The following is a 21,515-nucleotide window of genomic DNA, read 5'->3' on the forward strand; positions in this document are numbered from 1 at the left end:
TGTTTGCAAACGTTTGGCCTCGTTCAATTGGCCGCGGTTTGCCTGCACTGGGGCTCAGTCGGCCAGTGACACTCCGCTGAAGGTATTGCGGCCAAAGGGGCTGACCTTGAAGTCCTGCACCTTGGCGCTGATGGGCTGGTTGACCGTGGAGTGGGCGATCGGGGTAATCGGCACCTCCTGCTTGAGGCGCTGCTGGGCCTGGCGGTACAGCTCGCTGCGGGCCTCGCGGTCGTTGAGGGTCTTGGCCTTGGTCACCAAAGCGTCGAAGGTCGGGTCGCACCACATGGCGATGTTGTTGCTGCCGATGGCGCCGCAGCTGTACAGGGTGCCCAGCCAGTTGTCGGGGTCACCGTTGTCGCCGGTCCAGCCCATCAGGGCCACGTCGTGCTCACCGTTCTTGGTGCGCTTGAGGTATTCGCCCCACTCGTAGCTGACGATGCGCGCCTTGATGCCCACCTTGGCCCAGTCGGACTGCAGCATCTCGGCCATCAGCTTGGCATTGGGGTTGTAGGGGCGCTGCACGGGCATGGCCCACAGGGTTATCTCGTGGCCGTCCTTGACCCCGGCTTCCTTGAGCAGCTGGCGGGCCATTTCCGGGTTGTACGGCGCGTCCTTGATGCTGGTGTCGTAGGACCACTGGGTTGGCGGCATGGCGTTCATCGCCAGTTGGCCAGCCTCCTGGTACACCGCGTGCAGGATCGCCTGCTTGTTCACCGCCATGTCCATGGCCTGGCGCACCTTGAGCTGGTCGAACGGCGGGTGCTGCACGTTGTAGCCGATGTAGCCGAGGTTGTAGCCCGGGGTCTCGATGACTTTCAGCCTGGGGTCGGCACGCAGCGCGGCCAGGTCGGCGGGGCGCGGGTTGAGGGTGACCTGGCACTCGTTCTTGCGCAGCTTCTGCACGCGCACCGAGGAGTCGACGTTGATGGCGTAGATCAGCTGGTCGACCTTGACCTGGCTCGGCTCCCAGTACTGCTCGTGCGCCTTGTAGCGGATCTGCGAGTCCTTCTGGTAGCGCTGCAACGCGAAGGGCCCGGTGCCGATGGGCTTGTGGTTAAGGTCGCTGGGCTTGCCGGCTTTCAGCAGCTGCTCGGCGTACTCGGCCGACTGGATGGCGGCGAAGCTCATGGCGATGTTCTGCACAAACGCTGCGTCCACCGTGCGCAGCTTGAACACCACGGTCATGGGGTCGGCCTTGGTGACGCTGACCAGGTTCTTGTCCAGGCCCATGGACACGAAGTACAGGAACTCGGTGGGGTAGGCGCGGGTGAACGGGTGGTCGCGGTCGAGCATGCGCTGGAAGGTGAACAGCACGTCGTCGGCGTTGAAATCACGGCTGGGGGTAAATTCCTTGTTGCTGTGGAAACGCACGCCTTCGCGCAGGTGGAAGGTGTAGGTCAGGCCATCCTCGGCCACGTCCCAGCGCGTGGCCAGGCTGGGGATCACGGCGGTGCCGCCGCGTTCGAATTCGGTCAGGCGGTTGTACAGCGGTTCCGCGGCATCGTTGTCGGTGCCACCGGTGAACTGGGCGATGTCGAAGCCAGCAGGGCTGCCTTCGGAGCAGAACACCAGGCTCTTGTTGTTGGCATGGCTGAGCGGCACCTCGGCCAAAAGGCCCAGGCTCAGCAGGGATGCAACCAGATGGTGTTGACGCATGACGGTCTATTCCTTGTTGTCTGGATCGAGGCGGCCTGAGGGGTAGTCGGGCCGAGGTTCGAAACTAGGGGCGCGAGCCGTGACCGTAAATGCGCGAAATCGCTGCGACCTGTAGGAAAAATCTGAAATGCACGAAGGCCCTGCGTGAAAATGCAGTCATCATTGTCTTCAGGGATTTCCGACTTGAGGCTGTGGGAGCTGGCTTGCCAGCGAGCTTTTCGGGGCCATCAAAAACTCGCCGGCAAGCCGGCTCCCACAGGGTGTTTACTTCTTGCTTTCGTCGATGCCCACGCCGTAGAACGAGTTCAGGCCGAACGGGCTGATCTTGAAGTCGACCACGCTGTTGCGCATCGGCTGGTAGACCGTGGAGTGGGCGATCGGGGTGATCGGCACCTGGTCTTTCACGCGATGCTGGGCCTGCTTGTACAGCTCGGTGCGCTTGGCCTGGTCAGAGGTGGCCTTGGCGGCCTTGACCAGCTTGTCGAAGTCGGCGTCACACCATTTGCCGAAGTTGTTGCCGTTGATGGCGTCGCAGCCCAACAGGGTGCCCAGCCAGTTGTCCGGGTCACCGTTGTCACCGCTCCAGCCGATCAGCATGGCGTCCATCTCGCCGTTGTGGGCGCGCTTGATGTACTCGCCCCACTCGTAGCTGACGATGTTGGCCTTGATGCCGATCTTGCCCCAGTCCGACTGCAGCATCTCAGCCATCAGCTTGGCGTTGGGGTTATAGGGGCGCTGCACGGGCATGGCCCACAGGTTGATGGTGGTGCCTTCGGGAATGCCGGCTTCCTTGAGCAGCGCCTTGGCCTTGGCCGGGTCGTAGGCAGGGTCCTTGATGGTGGTGTCGTAGGACCACTGCGTCGGCGGCATGGCGTTGACGGCCAGCTGGCCCGCACCCAGGTACACCGACTTGATGATTTCCTGCTTGTTCACGGCCATGTCCAGGGCCTGGCGGAACTTGAGGTTGTCGAACGGCTTGTGGGTCACGTTGTAGGCGATGTAGCCCAGGTTGAAGCCGGCCTGCTCAGGCATCTTCAGGTTCGGGTCGGCCTTGAGCGGCTCGATGTCGGCCGGGCGCGGGTAGGCAGTGATCTGGCACTCGTTCTTCTTCAGCTTCTGCATGCGCACCGAGGCGTCGGTGGTGATGGCGAAGATCAGGTTGTCGACCTTCACATCGTCAGGCTTCCAGTAGTCCTTGTTGCCCTTGAAGCGGATCTGCGCGTCTTTCTGGTACTTGCTGAACACGAACGGGCCAGTGCCGATCGGCTTCTGGTTGAGGTCCTGCGGCTTGCCTTCCTTGAGCAACTGCGCGGCGTACTCGGCGGACTGGATGGAGGCGAAGCTCATGGCCATGTCCTGGATGAACGCGGCGTCCACGGTCTTGAGGGTGAACTTGACGGTGTGGTCGTCGACTTTCTCCACCTTGGTGATGTTGTCGTTCATCCCCATGTCGGTGAAGTACGGGAACTCGGTGGGGTAGGCCTTGCGGAACGGCATGTCCTTGTCGAGCATGCGGGTGAAGGTGAACACCACGTCGTCGGCGTTGAATTCGCGGGTCGGCTTGAAGTAGTCGGTGGTGTGGAACTTGACGCCTTCACGCAGGTGGAAGGTGTAGGTCAGGCCGTCGGGGCTGATGTCCCAGCTGGTGGCCAGGCCTGGCACCACGGCGGTGCCGCCGCGCTCGAACTGGCTCAGGCGGTTGAACATGGTCTCGGCCGAGGCATCGAAGTCAGTGCCGGTCGTGTACTGGCCCGGGTCGAAGCCCGCCGGGCTGCCTTCTGAGCAGAACACCAGGCTGGTGGGTGCTGCCAGGGCAAAAGGAGCGCTGGCAAGCATGCCGGCGCCGATCAGGAACGGAATGACCGCGTGTTTGAGCATGGTGGCCTCAGTTGTTGTGTTTTTTGATTGAGGGGACCTTGTGGGTCTACCCGCCGATACTTATGCAGGCGGCATACCCAAAGCAATACTTTGACGCCAGCGAAAGGGCAAAGTGTGGAACACGCGTACAAGAATGTCGCATGGATATAAAAAACCATCCATTTGAACGTTTGCGTACGTTTTAAATGGTGCACGAGGCGCACTAAAGCTGATCATTTGGTCAGCTTTGTGCGCCATTATAGTGCACCTGTAGGAATGTGGGAGCTGGCTTGCCAGCGAGCTTTTCGGGGCAGTCAAAAGCTCGCTGGCAAGCCAGCTCCCACAATACGATTTACTGTTGCACACTCACGCCGTAGAAGGGGGTGAGGCCGAACGGGCTGATGCGGAAGTCCTGCACTTCCTTGCGCATGGGTTGGAACACCGTGGAGTTGGCGATCGGGGTGATCGGCACCTGGGCCTTGAGGATGTGCTGGGCCTGCTGGTACAGCTTGATGCGCTCGTCGCGGTTGCTGCTCAGCTTGGCCTGCTGGATCAGCTTGTCGTAGGCCGGGTCACACCACTTGGCGTAGTTGCTGCCCTTCACCGCCGCGCAGCTGTACAGCACGCCCAGCCAGTTGTCGGGGTCGCCGTTGTCGCCGGTCCAGCCGTAGATCATCACGTCATGCTCGCCGGCCTTGGCGCGCTTGATGTACTCGCCCCATTCATAGCTGACGATGTTGGCCTTGATGCCTACCTTGGCCCAGTCGTTCTGGATCATCTGCGCCGACATGCGCGCGTTGGGGTTGGACGCGCGCTGCACGGTCATGGCCCAGAGGTTGATGCTGGTGCCTTCCTTGACCCCGGCTTCCTTCAGCAGCTTGCGGGCGTTGGCCGGGTCGTAGGGGGCGTCCTTGATGGTCGGGTCGTAGGACCATTGCGCCGGTGGCAGGGCGTTCTGAGCCAGTTGGCCGGCGCTCTGGTACACCGCCTTGATGATGGCCGGCTTGTCGATGGCCATGTCCAGCGCCTGGCGAACTTTCAGCTGGTCCAGCGGCGCATGGGTGACGTTGTAGGCGAGGAAGCCAAGGTTGAAACCGGGCTGGCTCTGCACCTTCAGGTCGGGGTCCTGCTTGGCCACTTCGATGTCTTCGGGGCGCGGGTAGCCGCTGACCTGGCACTCGTTGCGCTTGAGCTTCTGCAGGCGCACGGCGGCGTCCGGGGTGATGGAGAAGATCAGGTTGTCGAGCTTCACATCCTCGGGCTTCCAGTAGTCCTTGTTGCCCACGTAGCGGATCTGCGCGTCCTTCTGGTAGCGCTTGAACACGAACGGGCCGGTGCCGATGGGCTTCTGGTTGATGTCGGCGGGCCGGCCTTCCTTGAGCAACTGGTTGGCGTACTCGGCCGACTGGATCGAGGCGAAGCTCATGGCCAGGTTCTGCACGAACGCGGCGTCGATGTGGTTGAGGGTGAACACCACGGTGTGGTCGTCGGTCTTGGTCACGGACTTGATGGTGGTGTTCAGGTCCATGTCGTTGAAGTACGGCGACTCCGACGGGTACGCCTTGCGGAACGGCTGCTCTGGGTTGAGCAGGCGTTCGAAGGTGAACAGCACGTCATCGGCGTCGAAGGTGCGGGTGGGCGTGAAGTAGTCGGTGGTGTGGAACTTCACCCCGTCGCGCAGGTGGAAGGTGTACACCAGGCCGTCCTTGGACACGTCCCAGGAGGTCGCCAGGCCCGGTTCCACCTCGGTGCCGCCGCGCTTGAACTGGGTCAGGCGGTTGAACACGGTTTCGGCCGAGGCATCGAAGTCGGTGCCGCTGGTGTACTGGCTGGGGTCGAAGCCGGCGGGGCTGGCTTCCGAGCAATAGACCAGGGTGCTGGCCGCCTGGGCCAGGGGCGCTGCGCCAAGCAGCGCGGCGGCAAGCAGCAGCGGGGTGAAGGCGGATTTGTCCATGAAAGCCTCTAGGGGAGTGAGTGCCTGGCAGATTACCTCGCCGAACACACTTGTGGGAGCTGGCTTGCCAGCGAGCTTCTAAATCCCCAAAGCTCGCTGGCAAGCCAGCTCCCACAAAACCTTCATCATTTGTGCCGGGCGGTGTTACGGCATCTGCACTTCAATGGCGCCGTCGGCGCTCATGGTCACCTGGCTGGTGCCGGCCTCCACTTCAGGCGCGGGCGCCGAGTCGGCCATGGCCGATTTCATCATCATCGCCGCGCGTGGGAACGGCTGCTGATAACCGCTGCTGTTGAGGTTCATGCTCACCACCTTGTAACCCTTGCCACCCAGCGCCTCGGTGGCCAGTTGCGCACGGGCCTTGAACGCCGCCACGGCGTCCTTCAGCAGGGCGTCTTCGCTCTGGGTGCGAGCCTTGGGCGAAATGGTGAAGCTCATGCCGCCCATCTTCAGGTCCTGCAGCAGCTGCCCGGTCAGGGTCGACAGGGCAGGGAAGTCGGCGCTTTCCAGGCGCAGCTCGGCGCGCTCGCGCCAGCCGGTGATCTTCTGGCCCTTGTCGTCGTAGATGGGGTAGCTGTTGCGGCTGCCCTGGCTGATCTTCACTTCCTTCACCGCGCGGGCCTTGCCCAGCGCCTTGTTCATGGCTTCGGTGACCTGGGCGGCGAGCTTGGCCGGGTCGGCGTTCTGTTCCTCGCTGTACAGGGTCACCAGCATCAGGTCGCGGGGCACTTCCTGGCTGACCTCGGCGCGCAGGGAAACCTGGTTGTAGCGGGGTTCGTCGGCCAACGCGGGAAGGCTGGCCAGCAGGCCGGCGCCGAGGAGGAAGGCGGCGCTGCGACTGAGGGAATGCATGGGGGGACTCCTTGTGGGCAAACCGATGAGACTGTAGTTCCACCCGGGCGGTTCAGCACGGATGTGTAACCGTTTGTGGCATGGAGCGCGTTAGCGAAACGTCCCACGCCATTATCAGAAACGCCTCTCATTAATTTTCCCTCTGGCTGACTCGTCACTTCGTTGTGGTTCCAAAGCCGTGCAAGCGGCAATCCCCCAGCAACGCAATACTGACGAGGTCGGCAATGGCTTTTGATCGCGAAGACACCGTGTTCACCGTGGTGGTGAACCACGAAGAGCAGTACTCCATCTGGCCCGAATACAAGGCCATTCCCCAGGGCTGGCGCGAAGCCGGCAAGAGCGGCCTGAAGGCCGAATGCCTGGCGTTCATCGAGGCAGTCTGGACCGACATGCGCCCGCTCAGCCTGCGCCAGCACATGGAACAGCAGGCGGCCCGCTGATGCGCCTGTACTGCCTGCCGTACTCGGGCGCCAGCGCCATGGTCTACGGCCGCTGGCGCCGCAGCCTGCCGGCCGACATCGAGGTGCGCCCGCTGGAGCTGCCCGGCCGCGGCCGGCGTTTCGGCGAGCCGCTGGCCACCGACATGGTGGCGCTGGCCCGCCAGCTGGCCGCCGAGATCAGCCCCGAGCTGGACCGCCCCTACGCCCTGTTCGGCCACAGCCTGGGCGGCCTGCTGGTGCACGAGCTGGCCCACGCCCTGCGCGAGCGTGGCTGCCCGCCGCCGCGCCTGCTGTTCGCCTCGGGCACCGCCGCGCCGTCGCTGCGTGACACCGAGCGCTTCGCCGCGGACAAGACCGACGCCCAGCTGATCGCCGACCTGCGCGAGCTCAACGGCACCCCCGAGGACATCCTCGCCAATGAAGAACTGATGCGCCTGACGCTGCCGGTGCTGCGCGCCGACTTCGCCCTCTGCGGTGGCTACCAGTACCGCCCGCGGGCGCCGCTGAACTGCCCCATCCAGGTGCTGGCCGGGCGCCAGGACTCGACCACGCCTGCGCAGTTGCAGGCCTGGCGCCAGGAGACCACGGGCGGTTTCGACCTGAGCCTGTTCGACAGCGGCCACTTCTTCATCCACGACCAGGCCAGCGACGTCCTCGCGCTGCTCCAGGCCCGGCTGCAACCCCTGCTGCACCGTCACGCAACAGCCATTTGAACCAAAGGTGATCGAAATGACCGAGCGCTTCGCAAGCTCGTTGGTGGAATCCTTGCAGCAACGCGCGGCCGCAACGCCGGACCGCGAGGCGCTGCGCTTCCTGGTGGACGGTGAAGAGGCCTTCGAGGCGCTCAGTTACCGGCAGCTGGCACAGCGGGCCCAGGCCATCGCCGTGTGGCTGCGCCAGCAGGCGGGGGCCGGCGAGCGCGCGGTGCTGCTGTTCCCCAGTGGCCTGGACTACGTGGCCAGCTTCTACGGCTGCCTGCACGCCGGGGTCATCGCGGTGCCGGCCTACCCGCCGGAATCCACCCGCTCGCAGCACTTGCAGCGCCTGCAATCGATCATCGAAGACGCCCAGCCCAAGGTTATCCTCACCGACTCCACGGTGGCCGGCCTGCTGGGCGACAGTTTCGCCGGCAAGGTCCAGGTGCTGGCCGTGGACCAGGTGGAAGCGAGCATGGCCGCCGACTGGCAGATGCCGCTGCTGGCTGCCGATGACATCGCCTTCCTGCAATACACCTCCGGCTCCACCTCGCGGCCCAAGGGCGTGCAGGTCAGCCACGGCAACCTGGTGGCCAACGAGCGCCTGATCGCCCACGGCTTCGGCATCAACGCCCAGGACACCCTGGTCAGCTGGCTGCCGCTGTACCACGACATGGGCCTGATCGGCGGCCTGCTGCAGCCCATCTACAGCGGCGTGCCCTGCGTGCTGATGTCGCCGCGGCACTTCCTCGAGCGCCCGGTGCGCTGGCTGCAGGCCATGACCCGCTACCAGGGCACCCTCAGTGGCGGCCCGGACTTCGCCTACCGCCTGTGCACTGAGCGCGTCGCCGACGCGGCGCTGGCGCAGCTCGACCTGCGCCACTGGCAGTTGGCGTACTCGGGCTCCGAGCCCATCCGCCGCGAGACCCTGCAAGGCTTCGCCCAGCGCTTCGCTCCCTGCGGCTTCCAGGAACGCGCCTACTTCGCCTGCTACGGCCTGGCCGAGGCGACCCTGTTCGTCACCGGCAGCCAACGTGGCCAGGGCATCGCCGTGGACGAATTCGACAGCCAGGCGCTGGCCGACAACCGCTTGCAGGCGGGCCTGGGCTCGCCGCTGGTGGACTGCGGCAGCGCCCAGCCCGGGCACGCCGTGCGCATCTGCGACCCGCAGCACGGCCAGCCGTTGGCCGACGGCCAGGTGGGCGAGATCTGGGCCAGCGGGCCGAGCATCGCCAAGGGCTACTGGCGCAACCCCGAGGCCAGCGCCCAGGCCTTCGTGCAGGCTGACGGCCAGGCCTGGCTGCGCACCGGTGACCTGGGCAGCCTGGTCCAGGGCCAGCTGCGGGTGACCGGGCGGCTGAAAGACATGCTCATCGTGCGTGGCCAGAACCTCTACCCCCAGGACCTCGAACGCGCCGTGGAAACCCACGTGGCCGCCGTGCGCCAGGGCCGGGTAGGGGTGTTCGCCATCGAGCACCAGGGCCGCGAGGCCATCGGCGTGGCCGCCGAGATCGGCCGCGGCACGCAGAACAAGATCAGCGCCCAGGCCCTGGCCGAGGCCATCCGCCTGGCCGTGGCCCAGGTCTGCCAGGAAGCCCCGGCGGTGGTCGCGCTGCTCAACCCCGGCGCGCTGCCCAAGACCTCCAGCGGCAAGCTGCAACGCTCCGCCTGCCGCGCCATGCTGCAGGACGGCAGCCTCGACAGCTACGCCATCGACCGCCTGGGCGAACAAGGCCAGGTACAGGCCCAGGCCCGCGCCCCGCTGACCGCCAGCGAGCAGCTGATTGCCCCGTTGTGGGCAGACTGCCTGGGCATCGAGCCGGGCGCCGCGGACAACTTCTTCGCCCTGGGCGGCAACTCCATCACCGCCGTGCAGATGCTCGCCCGCCTGCGCGACGAACAGGGTCGCGAGGTGGCCCTGCGCGACCTGTTCGAAGCGCCGACCCTGGCCGAGTTCGCCGCCCTGGTGCAGCGCCAGCCCGTGGCCACCAGCACCCAGGCCGCCCGCGCCGGCGATGGCGCCGCAGGCCTGCTGTCGCCAGCCCAGCAGCGCATGTGGCTGCAATGGCAGCTCGACCCTGAAGGCCACGCCTACAACATCCACGGCGCGGTGCAGCTGCTGGGCACGCTCGACCAGGCCGCGCTGCAGCAGGCCTTCGACCAGCTGGTAGCGCGCCATGAAAGCCTGCGCAGCCGCTTCGTCGAGGAGGGCGGCGAGGTGCGCCAGCAGGTCCTGCCGGCACTGCAAACGGCCATCGAGCCGCTGACCCTCGACGGCCAGGCCAGCAGCGCCCGCCAGCCGTTCGACCTGCGCCAGGGCCCGCTGCTGCGCGCCAGCCTGGCCACGCTGGGCGCCGACAGCTGGCGCCTGGCGCTCACCCTGCACCACATCATCGCCGACGGCTGGTCGATGAACCTGCTGCTGGCCGAACTCGCCGAGCACTATAACGCCCTGCGCCAGCAGCGCCCGGCCACGCTGCCGGCGCTACCGGTGCAATACCGCGACTTTGCCGCCTGGCAGCGCGACTGGCTGGCGGCCGGCGAGGCCCAGCGCCAACTGGCGTACTGGCAGGCGGAGTTGGGTAACGAACACCCGCGCCTGGCCCTGCCCACTGACCAGCCGCGCCCGGCGCAACCCAGCCTGGCCGGCGCCGAACTGGCCATCGCCCTGGAGCCCGCCCTGGCCTGGGCCTTGCGCCGCCTGGCGCAGCGCCATGGGGTGACCCTACCGACCGTGCTGTTGGCCAGCTTCCAGGTGCTGCTGCACCGCTACAGCCAGCAGCCCGACGTGCGCGTCGGCTGCACCGTGGCCAACCGCAACCAGGCCCACACCCAGGCGCTGATCGGCTGCTTCGTCAACCTGCTGGTGCTGCGCGCCGACCTGTCGGCCAACCCCTCGTTCAGCACGCTGCTGGCCCAGGTGCATGAACGCGCCTTGCAGGCCCAGGCCCACCAGGACCTGCCGTTCGATGCACTGGTGGAAGCGTTGCAACCGCAGCGCACGCCGGGCGAACACCCACTGTTCCAGGTCGCGTTCGACCACCAGTGGTTCAACGACGACGTGCAGTTCGACGGCCTGCAGGTGCAGGCCCTGGGCCAGGAAGCCCTGGCCACCCAGTTCGACCTGATTCTGCACACCGTGGAGCGCGCCGAGCAGCTGTCGGCGTCCTTCACCTACCGCCTCGACCTGTTCAGCGCCGCCACCGCCGCCCAACTGGCCCGCCACTGGCGCGCGCTGCTGCAGCAGCTGGTGGCGCAACCCGAACAGCCGCTGGCGCAGTTGCCGCTGCTGGGCGAGGACGAACAAGCGCAACTGCTGGCGCAGTGGAACCCACAGCCCCAGGCCTTCGAAGTCACTCAAAGCCTGCACGGCCTGATCGCCGAACAAGCCCGCCGCCATCCCGCTGCGGTAGCCGTGCGCTTCGACGACCAGCACCTGAGCTACGCCGAGCTCGACCAGCGCGCCAACCGCCTGGCCTGGCGCCTGCGCGAGCAGGGCGTGGGCCCCGACGTGCTGGTGGGCCTGGCCGCCGAGCGCTCGCTGGAGCTGATCGTCGGCCTGCTTGCGATTCTCAAGGCCGGCGGCGCCTACCTGCCGCTGGACCCGGACTACCCCGCCGACCGCCTGGCCTACATGCAGGCCGACAGCGGCATCGCCCTGCTGCTGATCCAGGACCACCTGCAACAGCGCCTGCCCGTGGTCGACGGCGTGCAGCGCCTGGGCTTCGCCAGCGACGGCTACCCCGACACCGCGCCGCCCGCGGCGGCAGGCCCCCGGCACCTGGCCTACTGCATCTACACCTCCGGTTCCACCGGTTCGCCCAAGGGCGTGCTGATCGAGCACGCCAATGTGCTGCGGCTGTTCCAGGCCAGCGAGGCGGTGCTGCCGTTCGACCATCGCGACGTGTGGACGCTGTTCCACTCCTACGCCTTCGACTTCTCGGTGTGGGAGATTTTCGGCGCGCTGCTGCACGGCGGCACGCTGGTTGTCGTGCCGTACTACGTCAGCCGTGAGCCACGGGCCTTCGCCGAGCTGCTGCGCGAGCAGGGCGTGACCGTGCTCAACCAGACCCCCTCGGCGTTCCGCCAACTGATGGTGCCGCTGCTGGCCAGCCCTGAAGGCCTGCCGGCGCTGCGCACGGTGATCTTCGGTGGCGAAGCCCTGGAAGTCAGCAGCCTGCAGCCCTGGTTCGCGCGCTTCGGCGACCGCCAGCCGCGGCTGATCAACATGTACGGCATCACCGAGACCACCGTCCACGTGACCTTCCGCGAGCTGACCCAGGCCGACCTGCGCAGCAGCGCCAGCCCCATCGGCCTGCCGCTGCCGGACCTCGCCTGGTACTTCCTCGACGCCAGCCTGCAACCGGTGCCGCCGGGCGTGGTGGGCGAGCTGTACATCGGCGGTGCGGGCCTGGCCCGTGGCTACCTGAAGCGCCCCGGCCTGAGCGCCGAACGCTTCATGGCCGACCCCTTCAGCGCCACCCCGGGCGCGCGCATGTACCGCACCGGCGACCTTGCCAGCTTTAGCGCCGACGGCCAGGTGCAGTACCTGGGGCGTATCGACCACCAGGTCAAACTGCGCGGCTTCCGCATTGAACTGGGCGAGATCGAGGCGCGCCTGCGCGACCAGCCCCAGGTGCGCGACGCCGCCGTGCTGCTGCGTGCCGACGCCCAGGGCGAACAGCGCCTGGTGGGCTTCGTGGTGGCCGCCGAGCCGTGGCCCGACGCTGCGCAGGCGCTGTTGCAGCTGCGCCAGCAGCTCAAGGCCAGCCTGCCGCTGCACATGGTGCCGGCGCAGTTGCAGCAGCTCGACAGCCTGCCGCTGACCGCCAACGGCAAGCTCGACCAGCGCGCCCTGCAACTGGACGAAAACGCCTGGTTGCAACAGGCCTACGTGGCGCCCCGTACCGTCACCGAGCAGGCCCTGGCCGGGATCTGGCAGAGCCTGCTGAACGTCGAGCAGGTGGGCCTGCACGACAACTTCTTCGAGCTGGGCGGCCATTCGCTGCTGGCCACGCAGCTGGCCTCGCGTATCGAGGTGCAACTCCAGCGGCGCCTGGACCTGCGCCAGGTGTTCGAAGCCGCCGACCTGCAAGCGTTGGCCGCAGCCCTGGACGCCGGCGAGGCGCTGCCCGACCAGGACGCCCTGGCCGATGAGGTGCTGGCGCTGATGCAGAGCCTGCAAGGCTTGTCCGAAGAAGAGCTGGCCCTGCTGGCCGCCGAGAAGAGCGACTCATGAACAAGGTGCTCGAATCGTTGCAAACCCTGAGCCTGGCCCAGCGCAAGGCGCTGGCGGCCGTCATGGCCAAGAAGGGCATCGACCTGTTCCGCCAGCTGCCGATCCCACGGGTGCCCCGTGACGCGCCGCTGGCGCTGTCCTACGCGCAGCAGCGCCTGTGGTTCCTGCAACAGCTGGAGCCCGCCAGCGCCGCCTATGTGATCCCCGGCGCCCTGCGCCTCACCGGGCCGCTGGACGAGGCGGCGTTGCAGGCGGCGCTGGACCAGTTGCTGGCCCGCCACGAACCGCTGCGCAGCCGTATCCAGGCCGAAGCCGGGGTGCCGGTGCAGCAGATCCTGGCGCCAGCGCCGCTGCAACTGACGCGCTGGGACCTCAGCGCGCTGCCGGTGGGCGAGCGCGAGATACGCCTTGAACAACTGCTCGACGCCGAAGCCGCGCGGCCCTTCGACCTGGCCCGCGACTGCCTGCTGCGCGGCGCGCTGATCAAGCTGGCGGCGGGCGAGCAGGTGCTGGCCCTGGCGGTGCACCACATCGTCGCCGATGGCTGGTCCATCAACCTGCTGATCCAGGAACTGACCCAGCTGTACCCGGCCCTGCGCCAGGGCACGCCACTGCAACTGCCGGCGCCTGCGTTGCACTACGCCGACTTCGCCCAATGGCAACGGCACTGGCTGGAGTCGGGGGAGGGCGACCGCCAACTGAACTGGTGGAAGCAGCGCCTGGGTGACGAGCATCCGCCCCTGGCGTTGCCGCTGGACCGGCCACGGCCGGCGCAGCGCAGCGAGCGCGGCGGCAGCCTCGAATTTGCCCTGCCCACGGCCATGGCCCGGCAGCTGGAACAACTGGCCGAACGCTCGCGGGTCACGGTGTTCAGCGTGCTGCTGGCGGCGTTCAAGGCGCTGTTGTACCGCTACAGCGGCCAGCCGGCGATCCAGGTCGGCGTGCCCCTGGCCGGGCGCAACCGCAGCGAGCTGGAACCGCTGGTTGGGCTGTTCGTCAACACCCAGGTGCTGCGCAGCGAGGTCAGCGGCGCCCTGCCGTTCGCCACCTTGCTGGCCCAGGTGCAGGCCACGGCGGTGGAGGCCCAGCAGTACCAGGACCTGCCGTTCGAAATGCTCGTCGACGCCCTGCAACCCGAGCGCAGCGCCAGCCACACGCCGTTGTTCCAGGTGCTGTTCAACCATCAGCGCCAGGGCGCCCTGGGCGCGCGGCGGCTGGATGAGCAGGTGCAGATGGTGCTGGTGGAACGCGAGCGCCGTGCGCAGAAATTCGACCTGACCCTGAGCACCGAACAGCGCGGCAGCGGCGAGATTCTCGCCAGCCTGGGCTTCAGCGCCGACGTGTTCGAGCGCGCCACGGTAGCGCGTCTGCAACAGCACTACTTGGCCGTGTTGAGCCAAGTGCTGGCACAGCCGTCGCTGCGCCTGGCCGATCTCGACCTGTTGCAGGGCGAGGCACCGCCACCGCAGTGGGGTGAAGCACTGCAGCAGCCGCAAGCGTCGGTGCTGCAGCTGTTCGACCAGCAGGTGCGCGAGCAGCCCGCCAGCATCGCCCTGATGCACGGCGGCCAGGCCTACACCTTCGCCTGGCTCGACCAGGCCGCCAACCGCGTCGCCCAGGCGCTGCTGACCCAGGGCTGCCAGCCCGGCGAGCGCGTGCCGCTAGTGTGCGGTCGCAGCCCGGCGCTGGTGGCAGGGCTGCTGGGGGTGATGAAAGCCGGTGGCGCCTACGTGCCGCTGGAACCGCAGACGCCGATCGGGCGGCTGCAGCAGATCTGCGCCGACCTGCAGGCCCGCCGCGTGCTGGCCTGCACCGAGCAACCCGAGCTGGCGCTGCCGCTGGTTCGCCTCGATCACCTGCTGGCCGCCACCGAGCCCGTGCCTGCGGTGCAGCCTGTCAGCCACGGGCTGCAACCGGCCTACCTGATCTTCACCTCCGGCTCCACCGGCCGGCCCAAGGGCGTGGTCATCAGCCACGGCGCCCTGGCCAACTACGTGCAAGGCCTGCTGCAACGCCTGGCGCTGGCGCCCGAGGCGAGCATGGCCATGGTCTCCACCGTGGCCGCCGACCTTGGCCACACCGTGCTGTTCGGCGCACTGTGCAGCGGCCGCACCCTGCACCTGCTGGACAACGACCAGGCCCGCGACCCGCAACTGTTCGCCGACTACCTCAGCCAGCACCGGGTAGGGGTGCTGAAAATTGTCCCCAGCCACTTGCACAGCCTGCTGGTGGCCGGCCACGAGGCGGCGGCGCTGCCCTGGCATGCGCTGATTCTCGGCGGTGAGGCCTGCGAGCCGGCGCTGCTGCAGCGCATCGCCCAGGCGCGCCCGGCCTGCCGCATCTTCAACCACTACGGGCCGTCGGAAACCACCGTCGGCGTGCTGGCTGGCGTGGTGCAGGACCTCAACGCGCGGGCACCCCTGGGGCGCCCGCTGGCCGGCAGCAGCGTGCACGTGCTGGACGCCGACCTCAACCCGTTGCCAGTGGGCGTGGTGGGTGAGCTGTACATTGGCGGCGCAGGCCTCGCCCAGGGTTACCAGGGCCAGCCCGGGCACAGCGCCGAGCGTTTCGTACCCAACCCCTTCGGCGCCCCGGGCTCGCGCCTGTACCGCAGCGGCGACCGCGTGCGCTGGAATGCCCAGGGGCAGTTGGAGTACCTGGGCCGCCAGGACCATCAGGTCAAGGTGCGCGGCTTCCGTATCGAGCTGGCCGAAGTGCAGGCGCAAATCGCCGCCCATGCCGCAGTGCAGCAGTGCGCGGTGATCCTCGGCGCGGGCCAGTTGCTGGCCTACGTGGTGCTGGCGCAAGGCGCCACGCTGGACGCGATCAAGGCCGACCTGGCGCGCCGGCTGCCCGACTACATGCAGCCGGCCCACTGGCAGCTGCTGGCGGTGTTGCCGGTGACGGCCAACGGCAAGCTGGACAGCAAGGCGCTGCCGGCACCGGTGCTGCACAGCCGCAGCAGCGAGCAACCAATCACGGCCCATGAGCAACGCCTGGCGCAGCTGTGGCAGGACTTGCTGGGGCTGGAAGGCGTGAGCCGCGACGGTCACTTCTTCGAACTGGGCGGGCATTCCCTGCTGGCCACGCAGCTGGTGGCGCGGGTGCGCGAGCAGTTCGACGTGGCCCTGGCGCTGCGCGAAGTGTTCGACACCCCGCGCCTGGACCAGCTGGCCGCGCGCATCGCCGCGCTGGCCGGCGATACTGCCCCTGCACTGCCGGCGCTGGCCGCCGAACCGCGCCAGGGTGTGCTGCCGCTGTCCCTGGCCCAGCAGCGCCTGTGGGTGGTGGACCGCCTCAGCGGCGGCCAGTCCGACGCCTACAACATGAGCGGCCGCCTGCAACTGGACGGCCCGCTGGACCGTCAACGGCTGGTGGCCGCCCTCGACCTGCTGGTGGCGCGCCATGAAGTGCTGCGCAGCCACTACCCCGAGGACGACAACGGCGACCCGCACACCCAGGTGCTCGACGCCCTCACGCTCGACGTGCCGTTCGCCGACTTGTCGATGCTGGCCGTGGACGAGCGTGAGCAACTGGCGCGCCAGGCCTCGCTGGACGACGCCCGGCAGCCCTTCGACCTGCTGGCCGGGCCGCTGCTGCGCGCGCGCTTGCTGCGCCTAAGCGAGCAACGGCACCTGCTGCTGTTCAGCCTGCACCACATCGTCGGTGACGGCTGGTCGGTGGGCATCCTTATCCGTGAATTCGCCGAGGCCTACCGCGCCCTCGGCGCCCAGCGCGCGCCGCAGTGGGCGCCGCTGCCGGTGCAGTACCTGGACTTTGCCATCCACCAGCAACGCTGGCTGGCCAGCGACGCCTTCAGCCGCGAACGCGGGTTCTGGCAGGCGCGGCTGGAAGGGGCGCCGAAGGTGCTGGCGCTGCCCACCGACTTCCCGCGCCCGGCCGTGGCTTCCACCGCCGGTGCCGAGCATGTGCTGCGCATCGACGCGGCGCAGTACGCGCAGATCGAGGCGCACTGCCGCAGCGCCGGGGTCACGCCGTTCATGTGGTTGCTGGCCAGCTTCCAGTGGCTGCTGCACCGGGTGGCCGGCACCGACGACCTGCTGCTGGGCACCGACCTTGCCGGCCGCCAGCAGCAGGCGCTGGAGGGCCTGATCGGCTTCTTCGTCAACGTCCTGCCGCTGCGCTCGCGCACCGTGCCAGGCATGACCTTCGAGGCGCTGCTGGCCCAGGCCCGTGACAGCGCCCTGGCCACCTTCGAGCACCAGCAGCTGCCGTTCGACCGCATCGTCGAAGCCGTGGGCGTGCCCCGCGACCGCAGCCGCAACCCGCTGGTGCAGGTGCTGTTCGTGCTGCAGAACACCCCCAAGGGCCAGTTCGACATCGACGGCCTGCACATCCAGCGCCTGGAAGCGCTGGAGCACAGCTCCAAGTTCGACATGGGCCTGTTCCTCGAGCCCGAAAGCGACGGCCTGCGGGTGCGCTGGGCCTACGCCAGCGGCCTGTTCAGCGCCGCTCGCATCCAGCGCCTGGCCCAGGCCTGGCTGCAACTGATTGCCCTGGCGATTGCCTCGCCCCACACCCCGCTGGAGGAGTTCACCGTGCACGATAGCAGCGAAACCCCCGTTGGCCGCGAAGCGCCGGCCATGGGCAACAAGCTCGACAAACTGAAAAAATTCATGAAGCAGCCGGCAGCCAGGCCCCAGGGCCCGCGTGAGCTGATCAAGACCCGGCCCATCGAGCCTGGCAAAGTGTTCCCGCTGCTGATCGAACCGGCCAGCCCGGACCTCGACGCCCTGGCATGGGCGGCTGCCCACCGTGACCAGGTCGAGGCCCTGCTGCGCCGCCACGGCGGCCTGGTGCTGCGCAACTTCGGCGTGGTCACCCCGGCTGATTTCGAGGCCTTCGCCGAAGCCCTGCAGCCAGGCCTTTACGGCGCCTACGGCGACCTGCCGAAGAAGGAGGGCGGGCGCAACACCTACCGCTCCACGCCGTTCCCCGAGCGGCAGATGATCCTGTACCACAACGAAAGCGCGCACCTGGACCGCTGGCCGCGCAAGCAGTGGTTCTTCTGCGAACTGCCGTCGGCCATCGGTGGCTGCACACCCATCGTCGACTGCCGCGAGCTGTACCGGCGCCTGCCGGCCGACGTCGCCCAGCGCTTCGAACAGCGCGGCCTGCTGTACGTGCGCACCTTCCTGCAGAACCTCGACGTCAGCTGGCAGCACTTCTTCAAGACCGCTGACCGCGCCGAAGTGGAAGCGCGCTGCGAGGCCGGCGGCATCGACTACCGCTGGCTGGGCGACGACGAACTGCAGACCCGCACCCGTGCCCCGGCGGTGATCGTCCACCCGCTGACCGGCGAGCGTTCGTTCTTCAACCAGGTGCAGTTGCACCACATCTTCTGCCTGGAACCCGAGGTGCGCAGCGACCTGCTGGACATGCTTGGCCTGGAGCGCATGCCGCGCAACGTCTACTACGGCGACGGTACGCCCATCGAGGACGAGGTGATGGAGTTGCTCGGCCGCCTGTACGAAGAATGCGCGGTGCGTTTCGACTGGCAGCAGGGTGACGTGGTGATGCTCGACAACATGATCGCCGCTCACGCCCGCGACCCCTACGAGGGGCCGCGCAAAATCGTCGTCGCCATGGGCGACATGTATGACCGCGCACGCCTGCAACAAGAGCGTGCCGCCCTGGCCCAAGCGCCCCTGGAGACTGTGCAATGAGCGAAGTGATGGAACTCGAACACCTGGCCCTGAGCCCGGAACAGCGGGCTGCCCAGGACGCCGGTGGCGAGCCGCAGGTGCTGTGGCTGGGCGCTGCGGCCGCTGTCGACGCCCAGGCCCTGCGCCAGGGCTTCGAGCGCGCGGTGCGCGGGCAGTGGAGCCTGAACTGCCGCTTCAGCCAGCAGCCCGGCTACCGCGGCCTGCGCCAGCAGGCCCTGGAAGCGCCCGGCAGCGGCCGCTGGCAGTTCACCGATCTGCGCGGCGTGGCCGACGCCCAGGCGGCGCTGCACGGCGAACCGCCGGCGTTCGACCTCAGCCGCGGCGACGTGGTGGCCGCCCAGCTGTTTGCCGTGGCCGACAACGACTGGCGCCTGTGCCTGCGCGCCAGCGCCCTGGTGGCTGACGCCGGCAGCCTGCGCCTGCTGGCACGGCTGATGGTTGAAGAAGCGCTGGCCGAAGACGAGGAGAGCGGCCATTTCGGCCAGTTCGTCGAATGGCGCCAGGCCATGGCTGAAGACGAAGATGCCCCCGCCGGGCAAGCCTATTGGGCCGAGCACCTGCGCGCGGCGGGTGCCGGGCAGGCGCTGCAATTGCCCCTGCGCCGCCTGCACGGCCAGGCCGGCCAGGACCAGGCGTTCAGCGCCTTGGGCAGCGAACAGGTGCATGGCCTCATCGCCCTGGCTGAAAGCCGCCAGGTGCCCGTCGACAGCCTGTTGCAGGCGGCCTGGTGGGCGCTGCTGGCACGCATCGGCGGCCAGGGCCAGCTGCTGGGCGGCTGGCTGCACGACTGCCGCGCCGACTATGACTTTTTCGCCGCCAGCACCGGGGTCTACGAAAAGACCCTGCCGCTGGCGCTGAGCCTCGACAGCCGCCAGCCGTTCGCGCGCTGGCTGGCCGAGTGCAGTGCGTTGCTGGACAGCCATCGCGGCTGGCAGGAACACGCCCCGGCGCAATTGCGCAGCGACTGCTTGCGGGCCGGTTTCAGCGTCGAGGCCGCGGTGCCGGCAGGCTGGCGTGCGCTCGGCGCGCGGCCGTCGCCCTTCGAACTGGCCCTGCAGGTGCACCAGGACGCCCACGGCCAGGTCAGCGGCCTGGGGCTGTCGGCGGACCTGCGGCACTACCGCCCCGGCGACGCCCAGGGCCTGTTGCAGCAGTACCTGCAACTGCTGGAGCGCCTGCCCGATGGCCTCGATCAGAGCATCGAGCGGCTGCTGGAGCCGACGGTGGCTGACGCGCGCCTGCCCGGCCCGGTGCAGACCTTCGGCGAAGGCAGCCCCCTGGCGCGCATCGCCCACTGGGCAGCGGTGGCGCCCAACGCCGCAGCGCTGCAAGGCGCCGATGGCGTGCTCACCTACAGCCAGCTCGAGCAACGTATCGAACAACTGGCGAGCACCTTGCACGCCCAGGGCGCCGGCCCCGAGACCATCGTCGCCCTGGCGCTGCCACGCTCCACCGAGCTGGTGATCGCCGCCTTGGCCGTGATGCGCAGCGGCGCCGCCTACCTGCCGCTGGACCCGCAGTGGCCGCAGGGCCGGCGCCAGCAACTGGCCGACGCTGCCAAGCCGCTGCTGGTCATCGGTGCCGACGCGGCGCTGGCCGGCCACCGCCAGCTGTCGTGGGCGGATTGGGCGGCGCAGCCAGCGACGGCCGCAGCGCTGCCGCTGCCCACGCCGCACCAGGCTGCCTACGTGCTGTTCACCTCCGGCTCCACCGGCCAGCCCAAGGGCGTGGTCATCGAGCATCAACAGTTGCACAACTACGTCCAGGCGGTCAGCCAGGCCCTGGACCTGCGCGCTTGCCAGCGCTTTGCACTGACCTCCACGGTGGCCGCCGACCTGGGCAACACCTGCCTGTTCGGCGCCTTCGAGCAGGGCGCCTGCCTGGTGGTCGCCAGCACCGAGGACATGCAGGACGCGCCGTCCTTCGCGCGGTTCCTGGCGGCCCAGCGCATCGACTGCCTGAAGATGGTGCCGTCGCACCTGGCTGCCTTGCTCGACGACCAGGGCGGGGCGCTGCCGGCCACGGTCATCCTCGGCGGCGAAGCCACCACGTCAGCGCTGGCCGAACGCATTCGAGCGCAGTCGCCGGCCACGCGCCTGTTCAACCATTACGGTCCCACCGAAGCCACGGTCGGCGTGCTCTACCAGGCAGTGGCGGGTGACCCGCTGGTGCTGGGCGGGGTGCTGGCCAACAACGTCGCCACCCTGCTGGACGAGGAGGGCCGCCGCGTGCCGGTGGGGGCCATCGGCGAGCTGTACCTGGGCGGCGCGCAGCTATGCCGGGGTTACCTGAGCGGCGACGAATCGTCGTTCATTGCCGATCCCGAGCAACCCGGCCAGCGCCTGTACCGCACCGGCGACCGCGCCGTGCGCCGCCACGATGGCGCGCTGGAGCTGCGCGGCCGTGGCGACGGCCAGGTGAAGATCCGTGGTTTCCGCGTGGAAGTGGGCGAGGTCGAGGCCACCCTGCAAGCCCTGGGGGAAGCGGCGGTGAAAGTGCTGCACGACGCTGATGGCGAAGCCAGCCTGGTGGCCTACGTGGTCGGCGACGAAGCCGCGCTGCGCCAGCAGCTGGAGGCGCGCCTGCCCGACGCCATGCGCCCGGCGCGCTACGTGCGGCTGCCCAGCCTGCCGCGCCTGGCCAACGGCAAGATCGACCGCCAGGCACTCCCCGCCGTGCAGCCCGACCTTGCCAGTGGCCGCGCCCCGCGCGACGCCCTGGAGACCCTGCTGGTCGGCCACATGGCCGAACTGCTGGGGCGCGAGAGCCTGGACATCGACAGCGACTTCTTCGAGGCCGGCGGCCATTCGTTGACCGTGATCAAACTGGTGGCGGCGATCCGCAAGGGCCTGCAACTGGAAGTGCCGCCGGGCATCGTCTTCGACCACCCCAGCGTGGTGGCCCTGGCCGCCGCCCTGCGCGAACGCGAGAGCGCGCCGGGGCAGTTGGAAAAAGCGGCTGGGCTGCGCTTGAAGTTGCAGGCGTTGAGCCCGGCGCAGCGGGAGGCGTTGCTTAACCGCCGGTAACCCGTAGCCGCTGCCGCCAGGCTGCGCTGGCCCGTCAGAGCACCACCGCTCTCATGGGCCAGCGCAGGCCACAGATCCTAAATTCCCCCACCCCCCCTTCGTCCTTCAA

The 21,515-nt window shown here is 68.3% G+C and carries 9 protein-coding genes; 5 read left to right on the top strand and 4 right to left on the bottom strand.

Annotated features, from left to right (window positions below):
• Positions 1 to 54: 54 nt before the first annotated feature.
• From RAM80_RS21715 to RAM80_RS21730, 4 genes are all read right to left on the bottom strand, one after another.
• Positions 55 to 1,656 (bottom strand): ABC transporter substrate-binding protein, encoded by a 1,602-nt coding sequence (locus tag RAM80_RS21715; protein WP_416422479.1) that lies wholly within the window; start codon positions 1,654 to 1,656, stop codon positions 55 to 57.
• 264 nt (positions 1,657 to 1,920) lie between these two features.
• Positions 1,921 to 3,534, bottom strand: coding sequence for an ABC transporter substrate-binding protein (locus tag RAM80_RS21720; protein ID WP_416422480.1), 1,614 nt, complete (start codon positions 3,532 to 3,534; stop codon positions 1,921 to 1,923).
• A gap of 331 nt (positions 3,535 to 3,865) precedes the next feature.
• Positions 3,866 to 5,467: an ABC transporter substrate-binding protein gene (locus RAM80_RS21725; RefSeq protein ID WP_416422481.1), complete on the bottom strand. Its 1,602-nt coding sequence runs from the start codon at positions 5,465 to 5,467 to the stop codon at positions 3,866 to 3,868.
• Between the two features lie 144 nt (positions 5,468 to 5,611).
• Positions 5,612 to 6,319, bottom strand: a complete 708-nt coding sequence (locus RAM80_RS21730; RefSeq protein ID WP_416422482.1) for an SIMPL domain-containing protein — start codon at positions 6,317 to 6,319, stop codon at positions 5,612 to 5,614.
• Between the two features lie 224 nt (positions 6,320 to 6,543).
• Between RAM80_RS21730 and RAM80_RS21735 the strand changes: the two genes are divergently transcribed.
• Genes RAM80_RS21735 through RAM80_RS21755 form a run of 5 tightly spaced genes read left to right on the top strand, consistent with a single transcriptional unit; the run spans position 6,544 to position 21,406 of the window.
• Positions 6,544 to 6,759, top strand: a complete 216-nt coding sequence (locus RAM80_RS21735; protein ID WP_416422483.1) for an MbtH family protein — start codon at positions 6,544 to 6,546, stop codon at positions 6,757 to 6,759.
• Positions 6,759 to 7,472, top strand: a complete 714-nt coding sequence (locus RAM80_RS21740; RefSeq protein ID WP_416422484.1) for a thioesterase II family protein — start codon at positions 6,759 to 6,761, stop codon at positions 7,470 to 7,472. The genes RAM80_RS21735 and RAM80_RS21740 overlap by 1 nt, the downstream gene beginning before the upstream one ends.
• 16 nt (positions 7,473 to 7,488) lie before the next feature.
• Positions 7,489 to 12,693: an amino acid adenylation domain-containing protein gene (locus tag RAM80_RS21745; protein ID WP_416422486.1), complete on the top strand. Its 5,205-nt coding sequence runs from the start codon at positions 7,489 to 7,491 to the stop codon at positions 12,691 to 12,693.
• The gene (locus RAM80_RS21750) at positions 12,690 to 18,380 is read left to right on the top strand and encodes an amino acid adenylation domain-containing protein (RefSeq protein ID WP_416422487.1); all 5,691 of its coding nucleotides are present in this window, start codon (positions 12,690 to 12,692) and stop codon (positions 18,378 to 18,380) included. Before RAM80_RS21745 ends, RAM80_RS21750 begins: the two co-directional genes overlap by 4 nt.
• A complete protein-coding gene (locus RAM80_RS21755; RefSeq protein ID WP_416422488.1) occupies positions 18,377 to 21,406 on the top strand; it encodes an amino acid adenylation domain-containing protein in 3,030 nt (1,009 codons plus the stop codon). Before RAM80_RS21750 ends, RAM80_RS21755 begins: the two co-directional genes overlap by 4 nt.
• Positions 21,407 to 21,515: the final 109 nt, after the last annotated feature.

The organism is Pseudomonas sp. App30 (assembly GCF_047947025.1).
Taxonomy (GTDB): Bacteria; Pseudomonadota; Gammaproteobacteria; order Pseudomonadales; family Pseudomonadaceae; genus Aquipseudomonas.